This window comes from Achromobacter sp. 413638 (assembly GCF_043119405.1).
Lineage (GTDB): Bacteria > Pseudomonadota > Gammaproteobacteria > Burkholderiales > Burkholderiaceae_B > Achromobacter.
In genome coordinates this window covers 32503-50753 of sequence record NZ_JBICCO010000044.1, presented here as the reverse complement: position 1 = coordinate 50753, position 18251 = coordinate 32503, and the positions used below count along the sequence as shown (strand labels likewise).

The following is an 18251-nucleotide window of genomic DNA, read 5'->3' as shown; positions in this document are numbered from 1 at the left end:
TTCAAGCAAGCAGGTAGCGACTACAGTACCGACGATATCGGCAAGTACTTCTCCGCGCTGGCAAACGAAGCCAACCTGCGCGGAACCGATGGCGGCTGGCTGGTGTTCGGTGTGAACAACAAAAGCCGTCGCGTGGTCGGCACGGACTATCGCCCGCAACCCGAACGCCTCCACTCGTTGAAGATGCAGATTGCGGAAAATGCAGAACCTCGCATCACCTTCCGTGAAATCCATGAACTGCAACACTGCGATGGCCGCGTGCTGATGTTCGAGATTCCTGCTGCGCCGCAGGGCATCCCGATTGCCTGGAAAGGCCACTACTATGCCCGCGCTGGCGAAAGCCTGACGTCACTGGGCTTGGACAAGCTGGATGATATTCGCCACCAGACACTTGCTCAAGATTGGACGGCGCAGGTGGTTCCTGGCGCCACGCTGGATGATCTGGATGAGGCCGCGGTAAGAAAAGCGCGGGAGTCCTTCGCACAGAAGTACGCCAACCGTTTCCAATCTGGTGAGGTGGCGAGTTGGCCACTGGCATCATTCCTTGATCGCGCGCGCGTCACGCAAAGTGGCCAAATCACTCGTGCCGCACTGCTGTTGCTCGGCAAGGCTGAATCGTCCTACCGCCTGTCTCCCTACCCCGCACAACTGACCTGGAAACTGGAAGGCCAGGAACGGGCCTATGAGCACTTCGGGCCGCCTTTTTTGTTGAGCACGACGCAACTCTACCAGCGCATTCGCAACATCCAGCTTCGACTGCTGCCCCAAGATGAACTGTTGCCTATCGAGGTATCCAAGTACGACCAGAAGATCGTATTGGAGGCCCTGCACAACTGCCTTGCACATCAGGACTACACCCGCAATGGTCGCGTGGTGGTGACGGAATTGCCGGACAGACTGGTATTCGAGAATGAAGGCAACTTCTTCGAAGGACAACCCGACGAGTACATCCAGGGTGACAAGACGCCACGCCGATACCGTAATCCGGCGTTGGCCCAGGCAATGGTCGAGCTGAACATGATCGACACCATGGGCTATGGCATCCACTCCATCTATACAGGGCAGGCAAGACGCTACTTTCCATTGCCAGACTACGACCTGAGCGATCCCGGCGCAGTCAGGCTGACGATCTATGGCGGCGTGGTGGACCCGGCTTACAGTCGATTGCTGATCCAGAACACCGATCTGCCGCTGGCGGATGTGCTGGCACTTGATCGTGTGCAGAAGAAGTTGCCTATCCCTGACGAAGCCGCCACGCGCTTGCGGCGCAGCAAGCTGATCGAAGGGCGCAAACCCAACTTCCACGTATCAGCCTCCGTGGCCGAGGCGACGGCGAACAAGGCCGATTACATCCGCACCCGGGCGCAAGACGACGAGTTCTACGTCAAACTGCTGACCGATTATCTGGAGAAGTTTGGTCAGGCGACCCGTGCCGAGATCAACAAACTCCTGATGAACAAGTTAAGCGATGCTCTTGACGACAAGCAGAAGTACAACAAGATCAGTAACCTGCTGACCAGACAGCGCCGCCATGGAGTGATCGTCAACACCGGATCGGACACGGCGCCGTGCTGGCGACTGACAGAGACAAGAGCAAAGAAAAATTAGAGAGCCGCAGAGAGACGTTCTCTCAATGCCATATAAATCAATAGCTTATCTCTCTGCAAAGCACCAGAGTCTAAGTCTTTGCAGAGAGCGCCAAGAAAAGGACACGAAAAATCCGCACCCGATTCAAGCTGTCCCCGATACGCTGGTTGTCCACCGACTTTTCACAAGCATGACCCCCCGCATCGCCATCATCGGCGCCGGCACCGCCGGCCTGGCCTGTGCCATCGCGCTGGCCCGCGAAGGCGCCGAGGTCGACGTCTTCGAACGCCACCCCACGCTGGCCCCCGTGGGGGCCGGCATGCTGATCCAGCCGGGCGGGTTGCTGGCCCTGCGGGAGCTGGGCGCCCTCGATGCCTTCGCCCAAGCCAGCGTGCCCATCCACCGCCTGGAGGGCCGCAGCCATCGTTCCTGGCTGCTGGTCGACATCCCCTATGCGCAAGACCTGCCGGCGCGCGCCGTGACGCGGCCCGCGATGACGCGGGTGTTGCAGCAGCGCGCAAGCGAGCTGGGCGTGCGCCTGCATCTGGACGCGCCGATCGCCGCGCTGGAGCCATCCCGCGATCGCGTGCTGCTGCGCTGGGGCGAACATGAGCAGGTTTATGAAGGCGCGGTGATCGCCAGCGGCTCGGGCTCCGACCTGGCGCAGCAATGCGGCCTGTCGGCGCCAACCTCGCCCTATGCCTGGGGCGCCCTGAACGGCATGATCAGCGTGGCGGACTGGCAATGGCCGACCATCCTGCATCAGCGCATGCATGGCCCGCGCAAGCTGTTCGGCCTGATGCCGTGCAGCTACACCGGCGCGCAACTGGACATCGCGATGTTCTGGAGCCTGCCCGTCGCGCGCCATGCGCAATGGCAGACATCGGACCTGGAAACGTGGAAGGCCGAGCTGGTCCGCTTTTGGCCGCAAAGCCGTCCCGTGGTGGACCAGATCCGCGATCACTCGCAGTTCAGCTTCGCCACCTATCGTCACGCCTGGCCCAAGCGGCTGGCGCAGGGCCGCATCTGCCTGGTGGGTGATGCCGCCCACGCCATGAGCCCGCAGCTGGGCCTGGGATCGACACTGGCCATGGGCGACGCGCTGGCCCTGGCGCGCGGGCTGCGCCGCACGGGTGACATCGAAGCGGGGTTCCTGGCTTACGCGCGGGAACGGCGCAGGCGGGTGCAGGCCTTCCAGCTGCTGTCGCGCGCGCTCACGCCCTGTTTCCAGGCGGACCTGCCGGCATGGTGGCGCGATCTGGCGTTCGGGCTGAGCGTGCGGATTCCGGGATTCAAGCGCTTGATGCGGGCCAGCGTCGGCGGCTGAGGGTTCCAGCTCGCAGCGGTTTCCTGTTGCGTGACGCGCATGGTCAGCAGGTTCCCGGAATTCGATCTGCCGCGCAGCTGAGCGGCGAGTGTTCAAGCGACCTGCGGCTTATCCACAGATGCCGCTTATCCACAGCCCGTCGCTTATCCACAGGCGCTTGCGCATAGTCCTCGCCGCCGACGCGAACGGTCGGCGCTCACGACCCGTTCATCGCCCGCCGGCTTGCGGTGGCCTCATGCGCCGACCGGCCGGCGCGCCACGGACCCGCTCAGTCGTGTCCGCCCAGCAGCGCGAAATACTGCTGCTCCGCGTTGACGATGAACGCCAGCATGGCCGTCTTGATCTTGCGCGGATCGCGTTCCAGGAAACCTTCGAGCAGCGCACGCATGCCGTCGACCACGATCTTCTGCGTGCCCGGGTCGCTCAGCGTGCCCAGCCGCACCTGCTGCGCGTGGTCGGTGAAGCGGCGGATGGTGTCCTGCAGGCGCGCGTTCTGCACGGCGCCCAGCCAGACGTCGCGGAACTCCATGTTGGCCTCGATCATCAGGGCCGCGTCGCGCTTGTCGTGGGCCTTGACGGCCTTCTGGAAGGCGCGCTTGAGCGCGGCGTCCTGGCGGTCGTCCAGGATGGCGACGGCGCCCGCGGCCGCGCTGGGCTCGAGCAGGCGGCGCACTTCGAAGATCTCGTGGATGTCGTCGTTGGTCAGCGTGGGCGTGACGAAGCCGCGCGTGGTGCCGATCAGGTAGCCCTCGCTCACCAGACGCAGCAGGGCCTGGCGCACGGGCATGCGGGTACAGTCGAACTCCTCGGCCACTTCGTAGTCCAGCACGCGGTCGTTCGGGCCGATCTCGCCGCGCTGCAGGCGCGAACGGATTTCCGCGTACACCGATTCGCTCAGCGTGGTCTGCTTTAGCGCGGTGCGGCGAGGCAATTTGACAAGCTTGGCACTGTCTTGGGCCATCGTGAACTCCCGGTGGAACATGAATTCAGAATTCAAACGAGCCGGGGAATTATACGGTGGCGTGCAGGCTGCCGAAATTGCCATGGTGATAGACCAGGCTGGGTTGCAGCGCCGCGCCTTCGGCGGGCGTCACGCGCTCGACCGCGCCGATCACGATCAGGTGGCTGGCATGTTCGATCAGCTGGAACACGCGACACGAGAACGAGACCAGCGCGTCGTTGAGCACGGGCGTCTGGCCATCGGGCCGCGACCATGCGCCCAGCGCGAAGCGCGCCTCCTGGTCCAGGCCCAGCATGCCGCCGAAGGCGCGCGCCAGCCGCTCATGGCCGGCGCCCAGCACGTTGACGGAAAAGGCCATGCCGGGCGCGATGACGCGGCCCAGCGAAGTGTCTCGGTTGACGCAGGCCAGCAGCGCGGCCGGCTCGGCGCTGAGCGAGCAGACGGCAGTCGCCGCCAGGCCGATGGGCGCGCCATCGGCGCCGCTGGCGGCCAGCACGGTGACGGCGCCGGCCAGGTGGCGCATGCCGGCACGGAACGCCTCGGAGGAAATGCCGGCGACCGGCGCGCGGGGCAGGGCGGGAGCGCTCATGACGAACCTCACTCGACGCGCAGGCCGGCGTCGCGCAGCAGGGGCAGAACCCGTTCGCAGAAGTAGGGCAGCTCCTGCACGTAGTTGACGAAGGTGAGCGCCGCGCCGCCGAAGCCCGCTTCGTGCATGCGCGCCAGCTCGGCCGCGATCTGCTCGGGCGTGCCGACCAGCGGATAACTGCCGGTGCCGGCGGCGAAGCGCTGCCGGTACTGCTGGTAGGCCTGCGCGTCGTGGCTGTTGGAAAACCCCTGCTTCTGCTTCATGTGATAGTCCACCGCCGCCGTGTCCTCGTGCACGTGCGAGTAATGCTCGTAGTAGTCGCGCGCTTCCTGCTCGGTCTCGCGGCAGACCACGTGCGCGACCGTGTACACGCCCACGTCGCGCCCGGTCTTGAGCGCGCGGGCGCGCACATCGGCGATGTGCTGGCGGCCGCCTTCGATGTCGGTGAAGGTGGTGAAGAGATAGTCGCAATGCTGCGCGGCGAAGTCGCGGCCGGGTCCGCCGAAGGCGGCGTTCATGGTGACCGGGCGCGGCGATTGCAGCGCGGCCGGCTTGGAGACCGCCTGCTTGAGCTGGTAGTAACGGCCGTCGAAATCCAGCGGTCCCGTCGCGCTGTAGAGGCGCTCCAGGATCTCGGCCCACTCGCCGGCCTGCACGTAAGGCGTGTCGGTAAGCGTCTGGCCGAACATCGCGAACTCGTCGGGGTTCCAGCCGCAAACGATGTTCAGGCCGGCGCGCCCGTGGCTGATGTGATCGACCGTGGCCAGGGCCTTGGCCGCGTACAGCGGATGCACCAGCGGCACATGCACGGTCATGAACAGCGCGATGCGCTGCGTGACGGCGGCCAGCGCGGCGGCGAAGGTGAAGGTCTCGAACGACCATTCGCGCGCCTGTGTCGTGCCGCCGAAGCCCTTCCAACGCGCGATGGGCAGGAAGAAGTCCATGCCGCCGCGATCGGCGATGACAGCGGCCTGCTGCACCTCGTCCCAACGCGCGGCCCAGCGTTCCGGCACGGTGGTGAAGCTCAGGCCGCCATCAGCGTTGGCCGAGAACACGCCCAGCTTGAATGGATTCGGGCCGCGCATGGGGTTGGGCAGCAGGGCAGGGCTCGCATGCGCGCGCGCGGCCGGGTCTGGGGTCTGGGTCTGGATCATGGACGCTCCGTAGCGGAAAGAGAGGCGGAGGAAGCATGCATCGGCGCACTGCGCGTTGTCATCGGGTAGTGGACGTTGCCGCCGTGGAAAATGGGCGAGGCTTCGAAATCGCGGCGCATCTCCATGCGCACGTCAGAGCGCAGGGCCGCGTCCAGCGCGGACGCATCGTCGAACACGACCTTGTTGCGCTGGACTGCATCTTCGCGCGGCCACCGCAGCCCGCCGCGCCAGTCCAGCCGCGTGCAGACCTCCAGTGCGCGCAGTCCCGGCAGGCGCAACATCAGCGGCACGTGCCGATCCAGGTAATGACCCAGCCAGGCATCGTGATCCTGGGCATGCCCGTGATAGGCGACCAGATAGGTGCAGCCGCCCGGCGCCGCGGCATAGCGGCGCGACATCATGGCCTGGTGGCTGATGTCCGCCTGCCCGAGCCAGGGGTCGACACGCGGGTCCAGCCAGCGCGCCAGCGCGCCCCGGGCCGTCGCCGCCGCTTCCAGCGCCAGCAGATTGTCGAAATGCAGTTCCGCCACCAGCGTGGGCGGCGCTTCCGTTTCCAGGCAGGGATCGGACGCGCTGGCCGGCTCGTGCAACAGCGCCTCGCGCAATCCCGGAATGGCCGAAGCGCTCGCGGCCAGCCGGCGCACCAACGCATCACCGGCCAGCCGGCCGGCCCTGCATGTGAGGAACATCACGACGTCCATGCCCGCTCCTTTCTCCGCCTGGCGCGCCGTTCATCGCTTTGCGCGACGACATGCCAAATAAAAGAATTCTGAATTCAATTTATAGAGCTGATGCCGGATTGTCGATCAGCGTATCGGCGCACACCATGCTCGCTATCCCTGAGATCCTGACCCCGAATACGCGTCGAAATGCTCGTTTACCCGAGCTATTAAGCAAATGGGCCAGGACAGGTTTGACTTTTTCGCCAGCCATTCCTATTCTGAAAAAACATTCTGAATCCTGAATTCAAAACAAATAAACTGCGCCACAACTCGCTTCGAGCCGCGCGGAACAGGAGCGCCTTCCATGCTGTTTCCTTCCCTCAAGCCGATCCTGGCGGGCAACACCGCCATCGACCTGGTCTGGCTGGCCCTGGGCAGCGCGCCCATGGCGGAGTTCACCGCGCATGCGCGCCCGGCCGCCATCGTGCTGGACCTGCAGCACGGCCTGTGGGAGCGCGGCACGGTCGAGGCCGCCATCGCCTCGACCGGCCAGCGCGTACCCGTCATCGCCCGCTGCGCCGACAACACCCACGCCGCCATCGCGCAAGCGCTGGACGCCGGCGCGGCCTCGGTGCTGGTGCCGCTGATCGAAACCGTCGACGACGCCCGGCGCGCGCTGGACGCCAGCCGCTACCCGCCGCGCGGCAGCCGCTCGGCCGGCGGCGTACGGCCGCTGCTGGGCGGCATCGCCGCCATGCTGGAAGCCGACACGCAGGTCTCGGTGGGCCTGATGATCGAGACCGTGGCCGGCGTGGAAAACGCGCAGGCCATCGCGGCGCTGCCCGGGATCGACTATCTGTTCATCGGCACTGGCGATCTGTCCCTGTCGCGCGGCTCCTCCGATCCCGACGTGATCGGGCACGATTGCGCGCAGGTCTTGGCCGCCGCCCGCGCGCACGGCCTGCCTTGCGGCATCTACACCGGCAGCGCCGAGGCGGCGCGCCAGGCTCACGGCCAGGGCTACCGGATGGCGGTGGCGGCCAGCGACATCGACTTGCTCAAGCAGGGCCTGCAGTCGGCCCTGGCGGCCGCGGCGCCCGCCTAGCGCATCCCCGGCCGCGCCGCCAATTCCAGACGTCCCACTCCCGTCAGCGAGACGACCATGCGCAACAGCCTTTCCGATGCAGCCGATACGCCCGACGCCGACCGCAAGCTGTTCCGCAAGGCGGCCTGGCGCCTGATGCCCTTCCTGTTCGTGTGCTACCTGTTCGCGCAGGTGGACCGCATGAACATCGCCTTCGCCAAGCTCGACATGCTGGACGACCTGGGCTTCTCGGAAGCCGTCTACGGCCTGGGCGCGGGCGTGTTCTTCATCGGCTACGTGCTGTTCGAAGTGCCCAGCAACATGCTGCTGCGGCGCTACGGCGCGCACCGCTGGCTGGCGCGCATCATGGTGTCCTGGGGATTGGTGTCGGCGGGCATGATGTTCGTGCAGACGCCAATGCAGTTCTACATCATGCGCTTCCTGCTGGGCATGGCCGAGGCGGGGTTCTTTCCCGGCGTCATCTTCTACCTCACTGGCTGGTTCACGCGCGAGCACCGCGGCAGGATGACGGCGGCGTTCATGACCGCCATCGCGGTCGCCGGCGTCGTGGTCGGGCCGGTTTCCGGCGCGGTGCTGCATCATTTCCACGAACTGGGCGGCTATGCCGGCTGGCAATGGCTGTTCCTGATCGAAGGCGTGCCCTCGGTGCTGCTGGGCCTGGCCACGCTGTACTGTCTGCCGGTCTCGCCGGAACGGGCCCGCTGGCTGACGCCGCAAGAAGCCGCCAGGTTGAACGCGCTGCTGCAGGCAGAACGCGAAGGGGTCGACGACACGCCGGTGCGCCAGGCACTACGCGGCGCGCGCCTCTGGATCCTGTCGGGCATCTATGCCTGCTACGGCATGTCCTTCTTCGGCTTCGTGTTCTGGCTGCCCACCATCATCAAGTCCTCCGGCGTCGCGGATCCGCTGTCCATCGGCCTGATCTCGGCCATTCCCTGGGGCGTGGCCATTGTCGCGATGTGCGGCGTCGGCGCCTATGTCGACCGCCGCCAGAACACGCGGCCGGTGCTAATGGCGCTGTCCGTGGCCGCGGCGGCGGGCTGGGCTGCCAGCCCCTGGGTGGCCGACAGCGTGAGCGCGTCGATGGCCGTGCTGAGCATCGCGATGTTCGGACTGATGGCCTCGCTGCCCGTGTTCTGGAACCTGCCCACCGCCGCCTACCAGGGCGCTTCCGCCGCGGTCGCCATCGCGGTCATCACGTCCGTCGGCAACGCGCCCGGACTGGTGTCGCCCTACATCGTCGGCTGGATCAAGACGCTGACGTCGCGCCTGGACGTGGCCATGTACATGTTCGCCGCCGCCTCGCTGCTGGCCGTCGCGCTGCTCGCCTGCCTGAGCGAGCGGCCCGCCCCCCGACGCTGAATATCACGCACCGCCAGGAGACGCCGCATGCCCGCCCTCGATATCCTGTCCGAACTGCGCCGCGTGCTCGGCGGCGATGCCGTCCTGCCGCGCGCGCAGATCCAGCAACACCGCCATGCCGACTGGAGCGGCCTGCCGGCGCAGGCGCCGCTGGCGCTGCTGCGGCCGCGCGATACCCCGCAGGTATCGGCCGCGCTGGCCATCTGCAACAGACACGGCCAGCCCGTAGTGACGCAGGGCGGGTTGACGGGCCTTGCGGGCGGCGCCTGCACCACGGCCGGCGACATCGCGCTGAGCCTGGCGCGCATGGACGCCATCGAGGAAATCGACCCGCTGTCGGCCACCATGACGGTGCAGGCCGGCGCGCCGCTGGAAACCGTGCAGCAGGCGGCGGCGCGGGCGGGCCTGCTGTTTCCGCTGGACCTGGGCGCGCGCGGCAGTTGCACGCTGGGCGGCAATCTCGCGACCAACGCCGGCGGCAACCGCGTGATCCGCTATGGCATGGCGCGCGACCAGGTATTGGGGTTGGAAGTGGTGCTGGCCGACGGCAGCGTGCTGGATGGCACGCGCAAGATGGTGAAGGACAACACCGGCTACGACCTTCGCCACCTTATGATCGGCAGCGAAGGCACGCTGGGCGTCATCACGCGCGCGGTGCTGCGCCTGCGGCCCAGGCCGCAGGCGGTGGCGACTGCATATTGCGGCCTGTCCGGCTACGACGCCGTGACCCGGCTGCTGGCCGAGGCGCAGCGCCGGCTGCCCGCCGGCGTCTCGGCCTTCGAAGTGATGTGGCCGAGCTACCTGGACTACATGCTGGCGCAGGTGCCGGCGCTGCGCGCGCCGCTGTCCAGCCGGCACGCGTTCTATGTGCTGCTGGAATCCGAAGGCGCCGATAGCGACGGCCACCAGGCCGCATTCGAGCAGTTCATGGGCGCCATGCTGGACGCCGGCGTAATTGAGAACGCCGCCATCGCGCAGTCCACGTCCGACGCGACGGCATTCTGGCGCGTGCGCGACGCCACCGCCGAATTCCCGATGCTGCTGCCGGACCTGGTCGCGTTCGACGTCAGCTTCGCGATCGCCGACATCGGCCTCGCCGCGCAGCGCTGCGACGCGGCGCTGCGCCAGGCCTGGCCCGCCAGCACAGTGCTGGCCTACGGCCACCTGGGCGACGGCAACCTGCACCTGATCGTGCAGGTGCCAGACGAACAGGGCATCGGCCAGGCCGCGCTGGCCGATGCCGTCGAGGCCATGGTCTACGGCATCGTGCGCGAGCATCGCGGCTCAGTGTCGGCCGAACACGGCATCGGCGCCAAGAAGCGCGGCGTCCTCGGCCATACCCGCAGCCCGGCCGAGTTGGCCGCCATGCGCGCCATCAAGGCCGCGCTGGATCCTCGCGGCATCCTCAACCCCGGCAAGCTGCTGCCCGCGACGCCGCCGCTCGCCCAACACTAGGAGCATCGACATGCTGAAGACCCTGGCGCAAGCCCTGCAAAGCGGTTCCGTGCGCGTGGTGGACCTGAGCCAGACGCTGCACGCGCGCACGCCCATCATCCCGCTGCCGCCGCAATACGGACAGAGCGCGCCGTTCCGCCTGGACGAGATCTCGAACTTCGACGAGCGCGGGCCGGCCTGGTACTGGAACAACATCTCCTGCGGCGAACACACGGGCACGCACTTCGACGCGCCGATCCACTGGATCACCGGCAAGGACTACCCGAACAACACCACCGAAACGATAGACGTGCAGAAGCTGGTGGCGCCGGCCTGCGTCATCGACGTGTCGGCCGAGGCGCGCGACAACCCTGACTACCTGCTCACCATCGAGCGCGTCGAGCAATGGGAAGCCGAGCACGGCCGCATCGCGCCGGGCAGCTGGGTGCTGATGCGCACGGACTGGTCGCAGCGCGACGATCCCGCCGCCTTTCTCAACCTGCGCGACGACGGCGCACACACGCCGGGCGGCCATCCCGATCTGCCGGCCTTCCTGGCGCGCGAGCGCGACGTGGTGGGCTGGGGCACCGAAGGCGTGGGCACCGACGCCGGCCAGGCCCATGCCTTCACGCAGCCCTTTCCCTGCCACTCGGTGATGCACGGCAACAACCGCTACGGGCTGGCCAGCCTGGTGAACCTGGACCAGCTGCCGCCCACGGGCGCGATCCTGATCACGCCGCCCTTGAAGATCCGGCGCGGTTCGGGCAGTCCGTGCCGGGTGCTGGCGCTGGTCGAGGCTTAGCGCGCCGGTTCGGGTTTTTCCCAGGCTCCCGCGCGTCCGAAAACACGCTTGCGAGGTTTGACTTTTGCCCGGGCCAGACCTAATCTTCACGCACAAAATAAAAACTGAATCCAGAATTCATAATCATGGGAGACAAGGCCATGAACCCCACCAGAGCATCGATCCTGACGATGCCCGATTCGCCCATCATCGATGTCTGGCGCCTGGGCCAGGGCCGCGACGACGTCATCGGCCTGTGGGCCGGCGAGAGCGACCTGCCCACGCCCAAGGCCTATAGCGACGCGGCGGCGCAGGCGCTGGCCGCGGGCCATACCTTCTACTCGCAGAACCGCGGCATTCCCGCGCTGCGCGCGGCCATCGCCGGCTACTACGAACGCCTCTGCGGCGTGCGGCTCGATGATGAACGCATCGCCGCCACCTGCGCCGGCATGAACGCCGTGATGCTGGTGGCGCAGGCCATCGTCGAGCCGGGCGACAACGTGGTCTGCGTCACGCCGTCCTGGCCCAATATCCTGCGCGCCATCACCATCACCGGCGGCGAGGCGCGCGAAGTGGCGCTGGACCATGACGACAGCGGCTGGCATCTGGACCTGCAGCGCCTGTTCGACGCCTGCGACGGCCGCACCCGCGCCATCTACTACGCCTCGCCCGGCAACCCCACCGGCTGGATGCTCGAAGACGCGCAGCAGCGCGAGCTGCTGGCCTGGGCGCGCGGGCGCGGCATCGCCATCATCGCCGACGAGGTCTACCAGCGCATCGTCTACGACCGCCCCCACGCGCCGTCCATCCTGGAAATCGCCGCGCCGGACGACCCCGTGTTCGTGGTCAACAGCTTCTCCAAGTCCTGGGCCATGACGGGCTGGCGCATGGGCTGGCTGATCTATCCGCGCGGCATGGTCGACACCTTCGAGAAACTGATCCAGTTCAACACCAGCGGCGGCCAGGCCTTCCTGCAGGCCGGCGGCGTGGTCGCGCTGAACGAGGGCGAAGCCTTCGTGCGTTCCTTCGTCGAGCGCTGCCGCGGCGGCCGCGCCATCGTGCTGGACCGGCTGGGGGCGCTGGATCGCGTGCGCATCGTGCCCAACAAGGCGTCCTTCTACGTGATGTTCGACGTGGACGGCATCGACGACTCGCTGGCGTTCTGCAAGCGCGCCGTGCACGAGGCCGGCGTCGGCCTGGCGCCGGGCATCGCCTTCGGCGCGGCATCCGCGCGCCAGATCCGCCTGTGCTACGCGCGCAGCGACGCCCAGCTCACCGAGGCAATGGACCGCCTCTCCGCTTTCATCCGCCGCGCGCGCTGAACCGCCGCGGACCGGCCGGCCGCCTCATGCCGCGGCCGGCGCATTGCGCCGTCTTCGCTGTTCCACATACCGACAATCAGGGGAAGGTAGACCATGCAACGCAATCTCCGCGCGGCCGCGACGGCCGCGGGCTTGGCTTTGTGCGCCTGTGCGCAGGCCCAGAGCGCCAGCAACGTGACGCTGTACGGGATCATCGACCAGAGCATCCGCTACACCAATCACGTCGATGACGGCGGCGGCTCCAAGCTGCAGCTCGCCAACGGCGCCATCACCAACAGCCGCTTCGGCCTGAAGGGCGATGAAGACCTGGGCGACGGCAGCCGCGCCGTGTTCCGCCTGGAGAACGGCTTCGATCCGCAGACCGGCATGGCCAACCAGAACGGCCGGCTGTTCGGACGCTACGCCTACGTGGGCCTGTCCAACGACCGCTGGGGCACGCTGACGGCGGGCCGCCAGGGCGCCGAGTCCTTCAACTTCTTCGGCGAGTTCGACCCGCTGACCGTGGGCAACTACATGGGCAATTCCTGGCCCTTCCTGATCACGGTCGGACGCCTGGACAACCTGCTGACCTACGCCGGCAAGTTCGGCGGCCTGAACCTGGGCCTGACCTACGGCTTCGGCAACCAGTTCGGCAGCATGCGGCGCGGCAGCTATTGGGGCGCGCGCGCATCCTACGACGCCGGCCCGCTGAGCTTTGGCGGCACCTACCAGGAAATGCGCGACCCCGACGACCGCGCCCAGCGCATGTGGGGCCTGGGCGCGCGCTACGCGCTGGACGCGGCCAGGCTCTTCGTAGGCTACATGGGCGGACGCGACGCCAGCGGCTTCGTCGACAGCCTGCTGAACGCGCCGACGCGCACCGTCGCGCAGGGTTCGCCCGGCGCCAACCCGCGCAAGGACATGACGCTGTACACCGGCCTGACCTACCAGGCCACGCCGCGCCTGGCGCTGACCGGCGCCTACTACTACAGCGACGCCAAGAACATCAACGGCTTCGAAGGCAACCGTGGCAAGCGCCACGCCGCCGTGCTGCTGGCCGAGTACAGCCTGTCCAAGCGCACCCAGGTCTACGGCACGGTGGACTTCAACCGGACCAGCGGCGGCGCCAACGCCGAGATGCCGGGCAAGAACAACCAGACCGGCCTGGGCGTCGGCCTGCGCCACATTTTCTGACGGCGCGCCGCGCCCGCGACATCCAAGGATCCCCATGAGCACGACACCCCAGGAACACGACAAGGCCGGCTGGCTGCTGTACCACTCGGTCGGCATGTTCCCCGGCCAGCAGGCCGCCATGCGCGCGGCGCTGGAAGGCTTCACGACCAGCTGGTGCAGGCCCGGCCTGCAACGCTGGGACGACGGCCTGGCGGCGCGCCGCCAGGTGCTGGACCTGTATGCGCGCCTGCTGCGCGCGCCAGCCGACGCGGTCTACGCGGCCGAGAACGTGACCCAGGCCTTCGCGCAGTTCGTCGGCGCGCTGGGTCGCGCACGGCTGAACGGCAAGCGCGTGCTGATCGCCGCCGACTGCTTCCCCAGCCTGCACTACATGCTGACCGGCCTGGCGCCGCTGCTGGGCTACACGCTGGACACGGTGCCGGTGGACGCGGCCGCCGGCTACGTCACCGACGACGGCTATATCGCGCGCTGGCAGGACGACGTGGCGCTGGCCATCATCACGCTGGTCACCTCGACCGCGTCCAAGCGCGCCGGCCTGCAAAGGCTGGCCGCCCATGGCCGCGCGCAGGGCAGCCTGATCGCGGTGGACATCACCCAGGCCGCCGGCATCGTCGACGTGGACGTCAGCGCCCCCGCCATCGACTTCGCCGCCACCACCACGCTCAAGTGGCTCTGCGGCGCGCCCGGCGCGGGCCTGGCCTACATCAACCCGGCGCTGCTGGACGAGCGCCTGCAGCCGCTGGTGCAGGGCTGGTTCAGCCAGCCCGATCCCTTCAACTGGGACCTGGACAAATACTCGCTGGCCACGCAGGCGCGCCGCTTCGACAACGGCACGCCGTCCTTTCTGCCCTACGTGGCCTCGGCGCCGGGATTGTCTTGGCTGCTGTCGCCGGCCGCGCAGGGCATGCGCGCGCACAACCAGGCGCTATCGCGCAAGCTGATCGCGCTGGCCGATGCCAAGGGCTACCGGCTGCGCTCGCCGCGCGATGCCAGCGAACGCGGCGGAAGCGTCATGGTCGAGCTGCCCGCGCCTATCGACGCGCAGGCGCTGGAAGCGCGCCTCGCAACCGAGGGCGTGTTGGCCGACACGCGCGGCCAGGTGCTGCGTCTGTCGCCGGGCGTGCTGACGCAGGCCACCGTGATCGACGAACTGGACCGCCTGCTGCCCGCGGCCTGATTGCCGTGGCCTGAAAGCACCCATCGCATCCATCGCACACCGCATATTCACAAACTAGGGGAACGCGGCATGGAATCATCCAACATCACCACGCGCGAGGCCGGCCTGCACAAGGCGCTGACCAAGCGCCAGATCACCATGATCGCCATCGGCGGCGCCATCGGCACCGGGCTCTTCATGGGCAGCGGCATCGCCATCGGCTACGCAGGGCCGGCGGTATTGATCAGCTACGCCATCGCCGCGCTGATCGCGGTCATCATGGTGTTCAGCCTGGCCGAGATGGCGGTGGCGCATCCGTCGGCCGGCTCGTTCGGCACCTACGCCGAGATGTACCTGAACCGCTGGGCCGGCTTCGTGGTGCGCTACACCTACTGGATCATCCAGGTCGTGGCCGTGGGCGGCGAGGCGGTGGCGGTGGGGCTGTACATGACCTACTGGTTCCCCGGCACGCCGGTATGGATGTGGTCGGCGGCGTTCGGGCTGATCCTGATCTACGTGAACTGCAAGTCGGTGGCGAACTTCGGCTCGTTCGAATACTGGTTCGCGCTGATCAAGGTGGCCGCCATCATGGCCTTCATCGTCATCGGGCTGGCGCACGTGTTCGGCATCGGCACTGGCCGGCCGCCGGTCGGCATGCACAACCTGACCGGGCTGGAGGGCGGCTTCATGCCTCACGGCTTCAGCGGCGTATGGATGGGCGTGCTGATGGCGATCTTCTCGTTCTACGGCGTGGAGATCGTGGCCGTGACCTCGGGCGAGGCGGAGAACCCCAAGCAGGCCATCCCGCACGCGCTCAAATCCATGGTGCTGCGGCTGACGCTGTTCTATGTGCTGGCGCTGGGCATCATGGTGGCCTACCTGCCCTGGACCGAGGCTGGCGCGAAGGTGGTGCAGCAAAGCCCCTTCGTGAAGCTGTTCGCGCACGCCGGCATCGCGCAGGCGGCGGGCATCATGAACTTCGTGGTGATCACCGCCGCGCTGTCCAGCATGAACACCAACATCTACCTGTCCTCGCGCATGCTTTTCTCGCTGTCGCGCGGCGGCTATGCGCCGGGCTTCGTCGGCAAGCTCACCGCCAACGGCACGCCGCTGCGCGCCACGCTGATCTCCGGCGCGGGCGTGCTGGCCACCACCAGCGTGTCCTTCTTCAGCCCGCATGCCTACAACTACCTGTTCGGCGTGGCGCTGTTCGGCGGCATCTTCGTCTGGATCATGATCCTGGTCACGCACCTGCGCTTCCGTCGCGCCTGGCGTGGCGCCGCGCTGCCGGTGCGCATGCCGCTGTTTCCCATCGCCCAGATCACCGGCATCGCGCTGCTGGTCGGGATCCTGGTCACGATGGGGCTGGACACCGAGTTCTGGAACATCTCGTGGATCATCGGCGTGCCATGGCTGATCGGGGTATCGCTGGCGTATGTGTTCTGGCGCCGGCGGCAGGGACCTGCCGGCGCGCCGGCGGTGGCGCGGGGGTAGGGCGTGACGCTCCCCGGGAGGCGGCGAATCCGTCGCCCCCGGGCCTCGGTCCCCGCAGTGCTGATCTGCCAACAGGGTGGAAAAAGCAGGCTTGCCGTCGCGTCCCATAGGGAAAAGCCGCCACTTGCCCACACCCTGTCCACACCCTGCGCACAGCCTGCCAACAGCTTGATCACAGACTAGCCAACAGGCTTATCCACAGGCATCCGGCTCGATTTCCCTGCCCCCGCCGGGTTCCGAATCGATCCGTCCCCGTTCCTCCACAGCCTATTTTTCCTGCGCTCCGGTACAAGCCAGCGCCGCCCCCCGCTCATTAACGTAGCCCCATGGCCGTCCTCGAAGACGGCGCTCGATCAAGGGGAACATGATGAGCAAGCAAACCGCCGGCGCGCCGGTGGACCCGATCACGCTGGCCGTGGTGCGCGGCGCGCTGGAGACGGCGCAACGCGAAATGACGCTGACGCTGGAGAAGACCGGCCGCTCCAGCGTCTTCAACCTGGCGCACGACTACAGCAACGCGCTGTTCGACCATCACCCGGAAATGATCCTGCAGGGCCAGGACATCCCGATTCACCTGGGTTCGCTGATCCCGGCCATGAAGGCGGTCGCCGATTTCTTTGGCGACGACCTGCACGAAGGCGACATCATTTATCACAACGACCCGGTCTACCAGGGCAGCCACATCCTGGATTGCTGCATGTACAAGCCGGTGTTCCACGAGGGCGAGCTGGTGTTCTGGGCGGTCTGCAAGGGCCACCTGACCGATATCGGCGGCCCGGTGCCGGCCGGGTACAACCCGGATGCGCGCGACCTGTACGCCGAAGGGCTGCGGATCCCGCCGGTCAAGCTCTGGGACCGCGGCGTGCGGCGCGACGACGTGATCAACCTGCTGCTGTGCAATATGCGGGCGCGGCGCGACCAGGAAGGCGACCTGAACGCGCAGTACGGCGCCTGCCGCGTCGGCGAACGCCACCTACGCGCGCTGCTGGCCAAGTACGGGCTGGCCACCGTGCAGGCCGCCATCGCCGAGCTGAAGGACATGGCCGACCGGCACATGCGCTCGCTGATCGCGTCGATCCCGGACGGCACGTACCACGGCCGCGCGCGGCTGGAGGACGCCGGCCACGGCCATGGCGACATGACCATCTCGGCGGCGGTGACGGTCAACGGCGACAGCGTGCACATCCGCATCGACAGCCCGCCGCAGGTGCCGTACTTCATCAATTCCTACGCGGGCAATTCGCTGTCGGGCATCTACCTGGGGCTGATGATGTTCGCCCAGGTACCGCCGCCCTACAACGCCGGGCTGTACCGCTGCGTGACGGTGGACCTGGGCGAGTCGGGCACGCTGTGCAACGCGCGCGAGCCGGCGCCGCACGTGAACTGCACCACCACGCCGATGGAGACGCTGACCGACGCGGTGCGCCAGGCCTTCGAGGCCGCCGCGCCGGAGCGCGTGACGGCGTCCTGGGGCCATGCCAGCGGCGTCAATATCGCCGGCGTCGATCCCAAGACCGGCGAGCAATACGTGACCATGGTGCTGGCCTCGATCATCTCGGGCGCCGGCGCCACGCGCCAGATGGACGGCTGGCACGCCTGCGGCCCGCTGTGCTGTTTCGGCGCCCTGAGTTCGGGCGACATCGAGCTGCTGGAATACGCCTATCCCATCATCATCCATCGCTATGGCCTGCAGCAGGACAGCGGCGGCGCCGGGCAGCATCGCGGCGGCAGCGGCACCGTGTGGGAAGTGGAGCCGATCGGCCACGAGATGACCGTGGTGGCTTTCGGCGAGGGCCGGCAGATTCCCACCGGAGGCGCGGCGGGCGCCTACAACTCGCTGCCCGAGCGCAAGCTGGGCCGGCTGGAGCACCGTCACGCCGACGGCCAGGTCACCACGCATCGCAAGAACACCATCCTGAAAGTGACGCCGGGCGAACGCGCGCGCAACGTCAATCCGGGAGGGGGCGGCTACGGCGATCCCTATAGCCGCGCGCCGCTGGACGTGGCGCGCGACGTCGGCAACGGCCTGGTCTCGCGCGAGGCCGCGCAGGCCGAGTACGGCGTCGCCATCGGCGCCGACGGCCAGCCCGACCTGACCGCCACCCATGCCCTGCGCACCCGCGATCCCCGTTAAGGAGCCCACC

At 67.6% G+C, this 18251-nt stretch carries 15 protein-coding genes; 11 read left to right on the top strand and 4 right to left on the bottom strand.

What is annotated here, in order from left to right:
- Both ACEU5R_RS18315 and ACEU5R_RS18310 read left to right on the top strand, forming a co-directional pair.
- Positions 1-1608, top strand: a 1608-nt coding sequence (locus tag ACEU5R_RS18315; RefSeq protein ID WP_392411142.1) for an RNA-binding domain-containing protein, incomplete at its 5' end; no start/stop codon positions are given.
- 169 nt (positions 1609-1777) lie between these two features.
- Positions 1778-2914 (top strand): FAD-dependent oxidoreductase, encoded by a 1137-nt coding sequence (locus tag ACEU5R_RS18310; RefSeq protein ID WP_392411141.1) that lies wholly within the window; start codon positions 1778-1780, stop codon positions 2912-2914.
- A gap of 268 nt (positions 2915-3182) precedes the next feature.
- On the opposite strand, the gene ACEU5R_RS18305 is transcribed toward ACEU5R_RS18310, so the two are convergent.
- The 4 genes from ACEU5R_RS18305 to ACEU5R_RS18290 are packed head-to-tail and all read right to left on the bottom strand — an operon-like array spanning position 3183 to position 6319.
- Positions 3183-3875 carry a GntR family transcriptional regulator gene (locus ACEU5R_RS18305; RefSeq protein WP_158658313.1) on the bottom strand — a complete coding sequence of 231 codons (693 nt, stop codon included), beginning with the start codon at positions 3873-3875 and terminating at the stop codon, positions 3183-3185.
- Between the two features lie 49 nt (positions 3876-3924).
- Positions 3925-4464: a flavin reductase family protein gene (locus ACEU5R_RS18300; RefSeq protein WP_392411140.1), complete on the bottom strand. Its 540-nt coding sequence runs from the start codon at positions 4462-4464 to the stop codon at positions 3925-3927.
- A gap of 8 nt (positions 4465-4472) precedes the next feature.
- A complete protein-coding gene (locus ACEU5R_RS18295) occupies positions 4473-5618 on the bottom strand; it encodes an LLM class flavin-dependent oxidoreductase (RefSeq protein ID WP_392411139.1) in 1146 nt (381 codons plus the stop codon).
- A complete protein-coding gene (locus tag ACEU5R_RS18290; RefSeq protein ID WP_103271789.1) occupies positions 5615-6319 on the bottom strand; it encodes an ethyl tert-butyl ether degradation protein EthD in 705 nt (234 codons plus the stop codon). The genes ACEU5R_RS18295 and ACEU5R_RS18290 overlap by 4 nt, the downstream gene beginning before the upstream one ends.
- A gap of 325 nt (positions 6320-6644) precedes the next feature.
- On the opposite strand from ACEU5R_RS18290, the gene ACEU5R_RS18285 reads away from it, so the two are divergent.
- The 9 genes from ACEU5R_RS18285 to ACEU5R_RS18245 all read left to right on the top strand — a co-directional run bounded on the left by ACEU5R_RS18285 (position 6645) and on the right by ACEU5R_RS18245 (position 18241).
- The gene (locus ACEU5R_RS18285) at positions 6645-7385 is read left to right on the top strand and encodes an HpcH/HpaI aldolase/citrate lyase family protein (RefSeq protein WP_392411138.1); all 741 of its coding nucleotides are present in this window, start codon (positions 6645-6647) and stop codon (positions 7383-7385) included.
- Positions 7386-7442: 57 nt separating this feature from the next.
- Complete coding sequence (locus ACEU5R_RS18280; protein WP_392411137.1) at positions 7443-8747, top strand: MFS transporter; 1305 nt, start codon at positions 7443-7445, stop codon at positions 8745-8747.
- A 27-nt stretch (positions 8748-8774) separates the two neighbouring features.
- A complete protein-coding gene (locus tag ACEU5R_RS18275) occupies positions 8775-10202 on the top strand; it encodes an FAD-binding oxidoreductase (RefSeq protein WP_392411135.1) in 1428 nt (475 codons plus the stop codon).
- 10 nt (positions 10203-10212) lie between these two features.
- Complete coding sequence (locus ACEU5R_RS18270) at positions 10213-10983, top strand: cyclase family protein (RefSeq protein ID WP_392411134.1); 771 nt, start codon at positions 10213-10215, stop codon at positions 10981-10983.
- Between the two features lie 140 nt (positions 10984-11123).
- Positions 11124-12284, top strand: a complete 1161-nt coding sequence (locus ACEU5R_RS18265) for a pyridoxal phosphate-dependent aminotransferase (RefSeq protein WP_392411133.1) — start codon at positions 11124-11126, stop codon at positions 12282-12284.
- Between the two features lie 93 nt (positions 12285-12377).
- Positions 12378-13457 (top strand): porin, encoded by a 1080-nt coding sequence (locus tag ACEU5R_RS18260; RefSeq protein WP_392411132.1) that lies wholly within the window; start codon positions 12378-12380, stop codon positions 13455-13457.
- A 34-nt stretch (positions 13458-13491) separates the two neighbouring features.
- On the top strand, positions 13492-14634 hold the full coding sequence (locus ACEU5R_RS18255) for an aminotransferase class V-fold PLP-dependent enzyme (RefSeq protein WP_392411131.1): 1143 nt from the start codon (positions 13492-13494) through the stop codon (positions 14632-14634).
- A gap of 69 nt (positions 14635-14703) precedes the next feature.
- Complete coding sequence (locus tag ACEU5R_RS18250; protein WP_392411130.1) at positions 14704-16107, top strand: amino acid permease; 1404 nt, start codon at positions 14704-14706, stop codon at positions 16105-16107.
- A gap of 367 nt (positions 16108-16474) precedes the next feature.
- The gene (locus tag ACEU5R_RS18245) at positions 16475-18241 is read left to right on the top strand and encodes a hydantoinase B/oxoprolinase family protein (RefSeq protein ID WP_392411129.1); all 1767 of its coding nucleotides are present in this window, start codon (positions 16475-16477) and stop codon (positions 18239-18241) included.
- Positions 18242-18251: the final 10 nt, after the last annotated feature.